This window comes from Massilia sp. DD77, from assembly GCF_036961685.1.
GTDB lineage: Bacteria > Pseudomonadota > Gammaproteobacteria > Burkholderiales > Burkholderiaceae_D > Telluria.
In genome coordinates, this window is sequence record NZ_JBAMDH010000003.1 from 106,156 (window position 1) to 118,592 (window position 12,437).

Below are 12,437 nucleotides of genomic sequence, written 5' to 3' on the forward strand. Positions count from 1 at the left end.
TAGTTGCCTGACAGATAGAAAATTCCTTTACGTGTAAAATTCGTCCACGTGATCGATTCAAGGGCAAGCCATGAAGGGCATCGTTTTCAATCTCCTCGAAGAGGCGGTGTCGACCGAATTCGGCGAAGCCACCTGGGACCGTCTGCTCGACGACGCCGGGCTCGATGGGGCCTATACCTCCCTCGGCAGCTATGACGATGCCGAGATCGTCCGCCTGGTCGGCGTGGCCTCCGCCGCCCTCGGCCTGCCGCCGCAGGACGTGCTGCGCTGGTTCGGCCGCGCCGCCATGCCGATCCTGGTGCGGCGCTTTCCCGCCTTCTTCGCCGGCCATGATTCGGCGCGCAGCTTCCTGCTCACGCTGAACAACCTGATCCACCCGGAAGTGCGCAAGCTATACCCGGGCGCGACGCCGCCGGTGTTCGACTTCGACACCAGCAGCAGCGACGAGCTGGTGATCGGCTACAACTCGCAACGCAAGCTGTGCGCGCTGGCCGAAGGCTTCATGCAGGGCGCGGCGGCCTACTTCGGCGAGCAGACCGAGATCCACCAGTCCCAGTGCATGCACGAACACGCCGACAAGTGCGTGTTCCACGTGCGCTTCGCCAAGTGAATCCGCTTCCGACGGCCGGCGCGCAGGACGACCCTGCCGCCGAGATCGCGCGGCTGCAGCGGCGCCTGAAACGCGAGACCGCGGCGCGCCAGGAAGCGGAAGCCATCGCCGAACACGGCTTGCGCGAGCTGTACCAGCGCCAGCAAGAGATCGCCCTGCTCGAGAGCATCGCCGCCGCGGCCAACGAGGCGGCCAGCGTCGAGGACGCGATGCGGCACGCCCTGGCCGCGGTGTGCCGCTATACCGGCTGGCCGCTGGGCCACCTGCTCCTGATGCCGGCGCACGGCGCGGTGCTCGACTCGACCGCGATCTGGCACGACGAGAGCGGCGGACGCTTCGCGGCGCTGCGCGCGCAGACCGAGGCCACCGCCTTCACCAGCGGCGTCGGGCTGCCGGGCGCGGTGCTGGCGACGGGGGCGCCGGCATGGATCGACGTCGATGCCGCCACCGGGGCGGAACGGCTGCCGCGCATGCGGGTGCTGGTGGAGACCGGCATGGCGTCGCTGTTCGCCTTCCCGGTGATGATCGGGGCCGAAGTGGTCGCCGTGCTCGAGTTCTTCGGGCTGGAGCGCCAGGCGCCGCAAGAAGGCATGCTGCGCCTGATGGCCCAGGTGGGCACCCAGCTGGGACGCGTGATCGAGCGCCGCCGTGCCCAGGAACGGCTGGTGCACGACGCCCTGCACGATCCGCTGACGGAGCTGGGCAACCGCAAGCTGTTCCTCGACCGCCTCGAACACTTCCTGCTGCGCGCGAAACGCATGCCCGAATACCAGTTCGCGGTGCTGTTCGTCGACCTGGACCGCTTCAAGGCCATCAACGACGGGCTGGGGCACCAGGCGGGCGACCAGGTGATCGTGGCCACGGCCCAGCGCCTGACGGCCTGCCTGCGCGAGACGGACATGGTGACGCGCGACACGGTGGCGCGCGACCAGATGACGCGCGACGGCGCCGACGGCCGCCATGTGGTTTCGCGCCTGGGCGGCGACGAGTTCACCATCCTGATCGACCACGTGAGCGACGCCGCCACGCCGATCCGCATCGCCGAGCGCCTGCTGAAGGCCCTGGCCACGCCGCTGCAGGTCGGGCAGCACCAGGTGTATGTCACGGCCAGCATCGGCATCGCGATGAGCTCGAGCGGCTACAGCGACGTGCAGGTGATGCTGCGCGACGCCGACATCGCGATGTACCACGCCAAGCAGAACGGGCGGGCGCGCTGGATGATGTTCGACCAGACCATGCAGGAAGGCGCCCTGCGCCGCCTGACCCTGGAAGCCGAACTGCGCCTGGCGCTGCCGGCGAACCAGTTCCATCTGCAGTACCAGCCGATCGTCTCGCCGCAGGACGGCGTGATCCGCGGCTTCGAAGCGCTGCTGCGCTGGCGCCATCCGGTGCTGGGCATGATCTCGCCGGTGGAGTTCATCCCGGTGGCCGAGGAAGTGGGCCTGATCGGCCAGATCGGCGGCTGGGTGCTGGTGGAAGCCTGCCGCCAGCTGCGCGCCTGGCAGGACGCGGGTTCGCCGGCGCTGAGCATGAGCGTGAACGTGTCCGCGATCCAGCTGGCCGACGGCGAGCTGGTGGACCTGGTGAAACGCGTGCTGGCCGACATCGGCATCACGCACGGGAGTCTCAAGCTGGAGCTGACCGAGAGCGCGGTGATGGCCGACCCCGAGCATGCGCTGGCCGTGTTCCAGCAACTGAAGACCCTGGGTGTGCGCCTGAGCCTGGACGATTTCGGCACCGGCTATTCCTCGCTGAGCCACCTGCGCCGCCTGCCGATCGACACCCTCAAGATCGACCGCTCCTTCGTGAGCGCGATGGACAGCCACGCCGACAAGCGCGAGATCGCCGGCGTGGTGGTGATGCTGGCGCGCGCGCTGGGCCTGGACGTGGTGGCCGAGGGCGTCGAAACGACTGCCGAGGTCGACATCCTGCGCGAGATGGGCAGCGACTTCGTGCAGGGCTACTACTTCTTCCGCCCCCTCGACCACGAGGCCGCCACCCGCGCCCTCGCTCTCCAGCTTTCCCCCGAACCCCTCCTCACCTAAAACCGGGGTAACACCGGGGGTAACACCGGGGTCAGAGCCGAATTGTTGAGCAATTCCCCAAAGTTGCCAAACAATTCGACCCTGACCCCGGTTTCCGCCGGCTTGGCTTTCATCTCGACAAATAGGGTCGGAGCCGCATTCTTTGGCAATTCTGAGAAATTGCCCAACAATTCGACTCTGACCCCAATTAATTTTCGGGAGGTTTCGAGGCTTAGTGCGGCCGAGCTTGGCTGATTATTGACGATCGAAATGGATCGCCCATGCCGACGCCCGTTCCGGCCCAAAAACAATTAGGGTCAGAGTCGAATTGTTTGGCAACTCTGAGGAATTTCCCAACAATTCGACTCTGACCCTAATTTGTTGCTGGGGTCATTGATCGCAGGTAAATGGGGTCGGAGTCGAATTGTTTGGCAATTCTGGGGAATTTCCCAACAAGTCGACTCTGACCCTCGCTGAAAGGGATCAGAAGAAGTGGCGCCAGTCTTCGAGCCAGCCGGGGAAGGAGGCGGCTTCCATGGGGTTGGCGATGTGGTAGCCCTGGGCGTAGGTGCAGCCCAGGTCTTGGAGGAAATCCCAGTCCTGGCGGGTTTCGACGCCGACCGCGACCGACATGCGGTCCAGGCTGTGCGCCAGGCCCAGGCAGGAGCGCAGGACCGTGCCCAGGGGACGGCGTTTGGAGGCGCCGTCGACGAAGCTGCGGTCGATCTTGAGTTCCGAGAAGGGGATGCGGGCCAGCAGCTGCAAATTGGAGCGGCCGGTGCCGTAGTCGTCGATCGCCAGGCCGAAACCCATCATCCGCAGGCGCACCAGGCGCTCGATGAAATGCGGATCGGTGTCGAGCGCCGAGGATTCGCTCATCTCGAAGGTCACATAATCCGGCATCAGCTTGTGGCGGCCCAGGCAGCCGGTGATCTGGCGCATGAAGGCCGGATGGCCCAGGGTCTCGGGGGCGATGTTCACCGAGATCGACATCGGGATGCCCTGGTCGTGGAAGGCGCGGCACTGCTGCACCGACATCTCGATCATGCTCCAGTCCAGGAAGTCCACCCGCCCGCTCTCGATCAGCGCGTCGATGAAGGCGGCCGGGCCCAGCACCCCGTGTTCCGGATGGCGCCAGCGCGCGAAGGCTTCCAGTCCCTTCACCTGCCCCGTCGCCAGCTCGATCTTGGGCTGGAAGAAGGGCTCGAACTGGCGCTTCTGCAGGCCGACGCCGATCTCCTGGAACGAGAAGCGCGGGGTGTCGGCGCGCGGATCGCGCTTGGGCAGCGGGGTGTAGTTGTCGAGCAGGGGCTTGAGCTTGGCGGCAGTGACCGGCTTGGAGATGGTGCCGAGCAGGTCGACCCCGTAGGCCTGGGCCAGGGTCTCGACCGAGAACAGCAGGCCGGCCGGCTGGGCGCCGGTGACGACCAGGCGCACCGGCGAGCCCGCCGTGCCGAGGTTGCGGATCAGTTCCAGGCCGTCCATCCCCGGCAGCGCCAGGTCGACGATGGCCACCTGCACCGCCCCGGGGCCCGGCTCCATGCCGGGGTCCAGGCTCTGCATGGCGATATGCCCGTCGGGCACGTCCGTGACCTGGCTGGCGCCCAGCTGGCCAAGCAGCTCCACCAGCGCGCGGCGCTGCGCGGGGTCGGCTTCCGCCACCAGAAAATGCAAATGCGCGATGTCCATCCTTGCTCCAGTCTCTACGCTCTCGGCTCAGGTATGAGATTACCCCGAAGCCCGCGCCGCCGTCTATGCCTGCCCGCGCTCTGTTTTCAGTGCTGCCGCTGGCGCAGCGCCTCGAAGAAGCACACCGCGGCGCAGGCCGCCACGTTCAGCGATTCGACCTGGCCCGCGTGCGGGATCGCCACCCGGTGGGTGGCCAGGTCCAGCAGTTCGCCCGAGACGCCCTGCCCTTCATGGCCCAGCACCCAGGCCACCGGCTGCTTCAGGTCCATGGTGTACAGCGACGCGCTGGCATAGCCGCTGGTCGCCAGCACCGGCACCCTGGCCGCGCGCACCAGCGGCGCCAGCTCGACATTCTCGAAGATGTCGAGCACGAAGTGGGCGCCCATGGCCGCGCGCAGCACTTTCGGCGACCAGCAAAAGGCCGTGCCGGGGCTGCAGTAGACCTGCTTGACGCCGCTCGCCGCCGCGCTGCGCAGGATGGAGCCGACGTTCCCCGGGTCCTGCACGCCGTCCAGCAGCACGCTCGCGTCCACCAGGCCGGCCGGCTTGGCGGGACGCGGGGTGGCGATCACGAACACCAGGTGCACGCCATGCTCGACCTGGCTGACGGCGTTGAACAGCGCCTCCGGCAGCGCCGTCACCGGTGCATGCACGGCCTCGCAGCGGGCCACGATCGCGGCGACTTCCGGATTGGCCATGGCGCCTTCCGAGACCACGCAGTGATCCGGCGCGCCGCGCAGGTCCAGCCAGGTCTGGCACAGGTGGACGCCGTCCAGCAGGCTCTGGCCCACCTTACGGCGCGCCTGGGAGCTGGTGGCGAGCTGTTTCAGGTCCTTGTAGAAGGCGTTGTCACGAGAGGTAACCGTCTTCATGCGGGCAGGCCCTCTGCCGCGGCGAAGAAGTCCGCCTGCAGCAGCGAACGCACCGGGGCGAACGAGCGGCGGTGCACCGGCGACGGCCCGTGGGCGCGCAGCTGCTGCAGGTGCAGCGGGGTCGAATAGCCCTTGTGCTGGTCGAAGCCATACTGCGGATACAGCGCGTGCAGACGCACCAGCTCGGCGTCGCGCGCGGTCTTGGCCAGGATCGAAGCCGCCGAGATCGCGTGCACCTTGTCGTCGCCTTCGACGACGGCGTGGGCGCGCACGGCCATCGGCGGACAGCGGTTGCCGTCGATCAGGGCGATGGTCGGGATCGTCTGCAGGGCCTCCACCGCGCGGCGCATGGCCAGCATGGTGGCGTGCAGGATGTTCAGGCTGTCGATCTCGTCGCAGGAGCATTCGGCGATGGCCCAGGCCAGGGCGTACTCCTTGATCTGCGGCGCCAGCTCGTCGCGGCGCGCCTCGGTCAGCTTCTTGGAGTCGCGCAGGCCATCGATCGGACGGCGCGGGTCGAGGATGACCGCGGCCGCGTACACGGGGCCGGCCAGCGGGCCGCGCCCGGCCTCGTCCACGCCGCAGACGATGTCCTCGGCGGTGAAGGGACGCAGCCGCGGCGGCAGGCCGGGATAAAAATTGACTTTCTTCTTGCTCATGTCTTTGACTTCGCGCGTTCTGTTCGGCGCATTCCCATCAGCGCATGCCGATGACTCTCAATACCGCTTCCGCACTCTCCTGCGCGCTGTTGCGCAGCAGGCTGTGATGCATGTCGGTGAAGCGCCGCGCCAGCCGCTCGCAGCCGGCCGGATCGTCGAGCTGGCGCCAGACGGCGTCGGCCAGGGCTTCCGGGGTGGCCGCGTGCTGCAGGTATTCCGGCACCACGAATTCGCGCGCCAGGATGTTGGGCAGGCCGATCCAGGGCTGGTAGCCCATATGCCGCATGATCTCCCACGAGGCGCGCATCACCTTGTAGGCGATCACCATCGGCTTCTTGAACAGCGCCACTTCCAGGGTCGCGGTACCCGATGCTACCAGTACCGCATCCCCGGCCGCAATCGCGGCGTGCGAAGCCTCGTCCACCAGTTGCACCGGCACATCGCCCAGGCCGGCCCTGTTCACGATGTCGAGGAAATAAGCCCGCTGGCGTTCGCCCGCCATCGGGGCCACGAACACGAGCTTGGGGTCGCGCGCGCGCAGCAGCTGGGCGGCGCGCACGAAGGGTTCGGCCAGGTACTTGAGCTCGGCCATGCGGCTGCCGGGCATGAGGGTGACGACCCGCGCATCCTCGGCGATGCCGAGCTGGCGCCGCGCCGCCGCCACGTCCGGCTTCAAGGGAATCATCTCGGCCAGCGGATGGCCGATATAGGTGGCCGGCACGCCGGCCTGGCGGTAGATCGCTTCCTCGAAGGGGAAGATCAGCAGCATGTGCGAGACCGCGCGCTGGATCTTCTTGATCCGCCCGCCTCGCCAGGCCCAGATCTGGGGACTGATGAAGTGGATGGTCGGGATGCCCCCGGCGCGCAGCTGCTCTTCCAGCCCCAGGTTGAAGCCAGGGTAGTCGGCGCCGATGAAGGCGGCCGGCGGGTCGGCCAGGAGGCGGTCGCGCAAGGTGTTCTGGATGCGTTTCAGTTCGCGGTAGCGCGGGATGACTTCGAACAGGCCGCGCACCGTCAGCGTTTCCATCGGCACGCTTGATTCCATGCCCTGCTCGATCATGCGTGGTCCGCCGATGCCCTGGAAGCGGGCGTTCGGCAGCTGCGGTCGCAGGCCGGCCAGCAGGCGCGCCGCCAGCATGTCGCCGGAGGCTTCGCCGGCGACCAGGGCCAGCGAACAGTTAGCGGACGATGCCACGGGTGGCGGCGCCGAGGAACTCGCGCATGGCGCGGATATCGCCGGCAGCGCCCGTCGCGGCCGATTCCTCGGCGAGCAGCGCGGCCTTGGCTTCTTCCAGGGTCAGGTTGGAGCGGTAGATCAGCTTGTAGGCGGTCCGGATGCCGTCGATCTGCTCGCGCGAGAAGCCGCGGCGTTTCAGGCCTTCGATGTTCACGCCGCGCGCGCCGGCCGGGTTACCCGAGACCAGCACGAAAGGCGGCACATCCTGGGTCAGGCTGGTGTACATCCCGACGAAGGCGTGCGCGCCGATCTTGCAGAACTGGTGCACCCCGGCGTAGCCCGACAGGATGGCGTGGTCGCCCACGTGCACGTGGCCGGCCAGCTGGGCGTTGTTCGAGAAGATCGTGTGGCTGCCGACCTGGCAGTCGTGCGCCAGGTGGACGTAGGCCGAGATCCAGTTGTCGTTGCCCAGGCGGGTCACGCCTTCGTCCTGGGTGGTGCCCAGGTTCATGGTGACGAATTCACGGATGGTGTTGCCGTCGCCGATCTCCAGGCGGGTCGGCTCGCCCTTCCATTTCTTGTCCTGCGGCGCGCCGCCGATGGAGCAGAACTGGAAGAACTTGTTGTCCTTGCCGACCGTCGTGTGGCCCTCGATGACCACGTGCGGGCCCACGACCGTCCCGGCGCCGATGCGCACGTTGGGGCCGATGATCGAATACGGGCCGACCTCGACCGAGCTGTCCAGCTCGGCCTTCGGATCGACAATCGCGCTTGGATGGATCTTGCTCATTCCGTCGCCGCTCCACGCGCACTCATTTGTCCCTCGGCGGCGCCGCGGATGGTGCACATCAGTTCCGCCTCGACCGCGACCTTGCCGTCGACGCTGGCCACCGCCTTGTACTTCCAGATGCCGCGCGAGGTGCGCAGGATCTCGACATCCATCTTGAGCTGGTCGCCCGGCTCGACCGGACGCTTGAAGCGCACGCCGTCGATGCCGACGAAGTAGACCACCGAGTTCTCGTCCGGCTTCACACCCATGGTCATGAAGGACAGGATCGCCGCGGTCTGGGCCAGCGCCTCGACCATCAGCACGCCCGGCATCACCGGCTTGTGCGGGAAGTGGCCGTTGAAGAATTCCTCGTTGGCGGTCACGTTCTTGATGGCGGTGATGGTCTTGCCCAGTTCGTAGTCCACGACGCGGTCCACCAGCAGCAGCGGGTAGCGGTGCGGCAGGTATTCCTTGATCTGGGTGATGTCGAGAATTTTGGATTCGGAGGTCATTGTTGTTCTGTCAGTGTTTTGATTGTTTTTTCAAGCGTACGGATCTTGTCGCGCATCGAGGCCAGGTTGCGCACGATGGCCGCGCTGCGTTCCCATTCGGCGTTCTTGGCCAGCGGATAGAAGCCGGTGTACTGGCCCGGTTCGAGCACCGAGCGCGACACCATGCTGCCCGAGGAGATATGGACGTTGTCCACGATTTCCAGGTGGCCCAGCACCATGGCGGCGCCGCCGAAGGTGCAATGCTTGCCGATCTTGGCGCTGCCGGCCACGCCGACGCAGCCCGCCATGGCGGTGTGCGCGCCGACATGGCAGTTGTGGCCGATCTGGATCTGATTGTCGAGCTTGACTCCGTCCTCGATGACGGTGTCGGCCAGGGCGCCGCGGTCGATGCAGGTGTTGGCGCCGATGTCGACGTCGTCCCCGATCAGCACCGTCCCGGTCTGCGGAATCTTGATGTAGACGCCGCCCTCGTTGGCGAAGCCGAAGCCGTCGGTGCCGATCACGGCGCCCGAGTGCACGATCCCGCGCTTGCCGATGCGGCAGCGCGCGTGGAAGGTGACGTTGGCGAAGAAATGCGTGCCTTCGCCGACCGCGGCCTCGCGCCCGATGTAGCAGCCGGCGTCGATCACGGCATGCGCGCCGATCACGGCGCCCTCCTCGATCGTGACGTTGGCGCCCACATGAGCGGTCGGGTCGACCACCGCGCCGGGGGCCACCACCGCGCTCGGGTGCACGCCCGGGGCCGGCGGTGCTTCGTTCAGCGAGACGAAGTACTGCGCGGCGCGGGCGAAGTAGGCGTAGGGGTTGGTGGTGACGATGCGCGCGCCCTCGTAGGTGGCGGCCACGGTCGGATCGTCCAGCGGCGACAGGATCAGGGCCGCCGCCTGGCTTTGCGCGGCCAGCGCGCGCAGCTTGCTGTTGCTGAGGAAGCTGATGTGCGAAGCGCCGGCGCTGTCCAGGGGAGCGATCGCTTGAACCTCGAGGTTCGGATCGCCCGCCAGTTGCCCGCCGAAGCGCTCGACCAAATCGCCCAGTCGAATGCCCATCTCGGTCTTTCCTTTAAATCGTATTTACTTTGACGCGTCGAGCAGCTTCAGGATCTTGTCCGTGATGTCGATGCGCGGGTTGACCCAGGCCGCCTCGGCCAGCACGGCGTCGAGCTTCTCTTCCGCCGCGACCTGCTCGAGCAGCTTGTAGGCCTTCTGGGCGATCGCCGCGCGCTCCTCGTTCTTGCGCTGCATGAGGTCTTCCTGGAACAGGTTGTGCATCCGCTTCCAGTCGGCTTCCAGGTTGATCAGGTCGCGCGTGCGGCGGCCGCGTTCACCCTCGTTCAGGCTGTTGGCCTCGTTCTCGAACTTCTTGCGCGCCGCGTTGAAGCGCTCGGCCGCTTCCTCGACCGCCTTCTGGCGGCTCGAGAATTCCGAGGCCAGCTTGGCGTCGGCCGCCTTGGCCATCTTCGATTCCGTCATCAGGCGCTCGGTGAACACGAAGCCGATGCGGCCCGACGAGGCCACACCTTGGGCCTGCGCTTGGGCATGCACCAGCGGCGCGGCGCAGAGCGCGGCGATCACGAGGCTGCGTGGCAGCGAGGCAATCAGATTTTTCAGCATAAGTCTCTCGCAATCCTCTTTCGGTACAGCCTTGCCAGGACGCGTCCCGGTCAGAAACCGGTGCCCATCTGGAACTGGAAGCGCTCCAGGCGGTCGCCAGGCAGGGCGTTCAAGGGCTTAGCATAACTCAACTTGAGCGGACCCACCGGGGAAATCCAGGACAGGCCGATACCGGCCGAGTAACGGAATTCCGATGGGCGGATCTTCGCGTCCTCCTGGAACACCTGGCCACCGTCGAGGAAGGTGAACCAGCGCAGGCTGCGGTCGGTGCCGCTGCCCGGGAACGGGAACTGCAGTTCCGCATTGCCGATCAGGCGCTTGGAGCCGCCGATCGCATCGTAGTAGGTGGGGTCGACCACGCCCAGCGACGAGCTTTCGTAGCCGCGCACCGAACCGATGCCGCCGGCGTAGAAGTTCTTGAAGACCGGGTAGTTGTTGCCGCCGATGCCCTTGCCGTAGTCGAACTCGCCGCGCAGGGCCAGGGTCATCCACCGTGTGAGCGGACGATACCACTGATGCTCGTACACCATTCTGTAGTACTTGGCGTCGCCCAAAGCGTCGATCTCGAGGTTGGCGCGCTGGAAGCGGCCGCGGGTCGGCGTCACCGCGCTGTCGCGGGTGTCGCGGCCCCAGGCCACGGTCAGCGGAATCGCATTGGTGACGGCCTTGCCGACGCCGCCCACCGGGCCGCCGTTCTGCTCGACGAAGGTGCGGTACAGCACCGGCGAGCTCTCGTCGGTCTCGATCTGGGTGCGCTCCAGGCCGGCGCCGAAGTAGACGGTGTCGGACTCGGAGAACGGCACGCCGAAGGTCATGTTACCGCCGGTCTGGCGCACGGTGTACGAACCGATGTTCAGCGCCGGCGGGCGCGAGGTGCGCAGGTAGAGCTGGAAGGCGCGCGAGATGCCGTCGTCGGTGAAGTACGGGTTGGTCTGCGAGAACGCGATCGTGCGGTTGTACTTGCTGGTGTTCAGTTCCAGGCCGACGGTGTTGCCCGAGCCCGCGAAGTTGGCCTGCGAGACCGATGCCGTGAAGGTGAACTTCTCGGCCTGCGAGAACGCGCCGCCGATCATGAAGTTACCGGTCGGTTTTTCCTCGACCACGATGTTGACGTCCACCTGGTCCGAGGTACCCGGCGACTCCGGGGTCTCGACCTTCACTTCCTTGAAGTAGCCGAGGCGGTCGACGCGGTCGCGCGAGAGCTTGACGCGGTTGGCGTCGTACCACGAGCTTTCGAACTGGCGGAATTCGCGGCGGATCACTTCGTCGCGGGTCACGGTGTTACCCGAGATGTTCATGTGGCGCACGTAGGCGCGCTTGCCCGGGTCGACGAAGAAGGTGAAGGCGACTTCGCGCTTCTCGCGGTCGATTTCCGGATTGGCCATCACGTTGGCGAAGGCGTAGCCGAAGGTGCCGAGGCGGTCGGCGATCAGCTTGTTGGTCGCTTCCTGCAGGTCGCCCGAATAGGTCTTGCCCGGCTGGAGCAGGATCAGCTTTTCCAGCTCGGCTTCGCGGCCGAACATCTCGCCTTCCAGCTTCACGCTCTTGACGGTGTACTTCTCGCCTTCGGTGATGTTGATGGTGAGGTAGATGTCCTTCTTGTCCGGGGTGATCGAGACCTGGGTCGATTCGACGGTGGCCTCGAGGTAGCCGTGGTTCAGGTACCAGGACTTGATGGTCTCCAGGTCGCCGGTCAGCTTCTGCTTGGAATACTGGTCGGCCTTGGAATACCAGGTGAACCAGCCCGAGGTCGAGAGTTGCAGCTGTTCGCGCAGCTGCTTGTCCGAGAAGGACTTGTTGCCGACGATGTTGATGCCGCGGATCTTGGCGACGTCGCCCTCGTCGACGTTGAACATGATCGTCACGCGGTTGCGTTCGATCGGGGTGACGGTGGTGGTGATCTTGACGCCGTACAGGCCGTGCGACAGGTACTGGCGCTTGAGCTCCTGCTCGGCGCGGTCCACCGATGCCTTGTCGAAGATCTTGGTTTCGCCGACGCCGATTTCCTTCAGCGCCTTGACCAGCATGTCCTTTTCGAATTCCTTGGTGCCGGTGAAATCGACGGTGGAGATGGCGGGACGTTCCTCGACCAGCACCACCAGCACGCCGTTTTCCTCTTCCAGGCGGATGTCCTTGAAGAAGCCGGTCGCGTACAGGGCCTTGATCGCCGCGGTCGCCTTGCCATCGTCGAAGGTCTCGCCCACGCGCACCGGCAGGTAGCTGAACACGGTGCCCGCTTCCGTGCGCTGAATGCCTTCGACCCGGATGTCCTTGACGACGAACGGGTTGACGGCCAGCGCTTGTCCGGCGCACATGGCCAGCACGGCTGCGCCGATCAGGCTGCGACGGATGAACGGCAGGGCAAAACGATCTGGGTGTAATTTCATTGGCTGGATCAAAGGGTCAGTCATTAATACATATTCCTTGACGCGATCATTGCGGGATCGGCGGGTCTCCCGCCAATCCCACGATGCTGCGCGGTACAGCATTCATTATTCTGCCGGTGCAGTCGGCC

The 12,437-nt window shown here is 66.2% G+C and carries 11 protein-coding genes; 2 read left to right on the forward strand and 9 right to left on the reverse strand.

From position 1 onward, the window contains the following. Window positions 1-70: 70 nt before the first annotated feature. Complete coding sequence (locus tag V7778_RS02380; RefSeq protein WP_335551750.1) at window positions 71-610, forward strand: heme NO-binding domain-containing protein; 540 nt, start codon at window positions 71-73, stop codon at window positions 608-610. Further along, window positions 607-2,655 (forward strand): putative bifunctional diguanylate cyclase/phosphodiesterase, encoded by a 2,049-nt coding sequence (locus V7778_RS02385; protein ID WP_335551751.1) that lies wholly within the window; start codon window positions 607-609, stop codon window positions 2,653-2,655. Before V7778_RS02380 ends, V7778_RS02385 begins: the two co-directional genes overlap by 4 nt. 462 nt (window positions 2,656-3,117) lie before the next feature. Here the strand turns inward: V7778_RS02385 and V7778_RS02390 are convergent, their stop codons facing one another. The 9 genes from V7778_RS02390 to bamA form a co-directional block, all read right to left on the reverse strand. Further along, a complete protein-coding gene (locus V7778_RS02390) occupies window positions 3,118-4,323 on the reverse strand; it encodes an EAL domain-containing response regulator (RefSeq protein WP_335551752.1) in 1,206 nt (401 codons plus the stop codon). A gap of 86 nt (window positions 4,324-4,409) precedes the next feature. After that, a complete protein-coding gene (locus tag V7778_RS02395) occupies window positions 4,410-5,195 on the reverse strand; it encodes a TrmH family RNA methyltransferase (RefSeq protein WP_335551753.1) in 786 nt (261 codons plus the stop codon). Beyond that, window positions 5,192-5,854: a ribonuclease HII gene (rnhB, locus tag V7778_RS02400; RefSeq protein WP_335551754.1), complete on the reverse strand. Its 663-nt coding sequence runs from the start codon at window positions 5,852-5,854 to the stop codon at window positions 5,192-5,194. The genes V7778_RS02395 and rnhB overlap by 4 nt, the downstream gene beginning before the upstream one ends. 37 nt (window positions 5,855-5,891) lie before the next feature. Continuing rightward, window positions 5,892-7,049 (reverse strand): lipid-A-disaccharide synthase, encoded by a 1,158-nt coding sequence (gene lpxB, locus V7778_RS02405; protein ID WP_335551755.1) that lies wholly within the window; start codon window positions 7,047-7,049, stop codon window positions 5,892-5,894. Beyond that, on the reverse strand, window positions 7,033-7,821 hold the full coding sequence (gene lpxA, locus V7778_RS02410) for an acyl-ACP--UDP-N-acetylglucosamine O-acyltransferase (RefSeq protein ID WP_335551756.1): 789 nt from the start codon (window positions 7,819-7,821) through the stop codon (window positions 7,033-7,035). The genes lpxB and lpxA overlap by 17 nt, the downstream gene beginning before the upstream one ends. Then, window positions 7,818-8,312: a 3-hydroxyacyl-ACP dehydratase FabZ gene (gene fabZ, locus V7778_RS02415; protein WP_335551757.1), complete on the reverse strand. Its 495-nt coding sequence runs from the start codon at window positions 8,310-8,312 to the stop codon at window positions 7,818-7,820. The genes lpxA and fabZ overlap by 4 nt, the downstream gene beginning before the upstream one ends. After that, complete coding sequence (lpxD, locus tag V7778_RS02420) at window positions 8,309-9,358, reverse strand: UDP-3-O-(3-hydroxymyristoyl)glucosamine N-acyltransferase (RefSeq protein ID WP_335551758.1); 1,050 nt, start codon at window positions 9,356-9,358, stop codon at window positions 8,309-8,311. Before lpxD ends, fabZ begins: the two co-directional genes overlap by 4 nt. Window positions 9,359-9,382: 24 nt before the next feature. Then, on the reverse strand, window positions 9,383-9,922 hold the full coding sequence (locus tag V7778_RS02425; protein WP_335551759.1) for an OmpH family outer membrane protein: 540 nt from the start codon (window positions 9,920-9,922) through the stop codon (window positions 9,383-9,385). A 50-nt stretch (window positions 9,923-9,972) separates the two neighbouring features. Next, on the reverse strand, window positions 9,973-12,309 hold the full coding sequence (gene bamA, locus V7778_RS02430; protein ID WP_335551760.1) for an outer membrane protein assembly factor BamA: 2,337 nt from the start codon (window positions 12,307-12,309) through the stop codon (window positions 9,973-9,975). Between the last annotated feature and the right edge of the window lie 128 nt (window positions 12,310-12,437).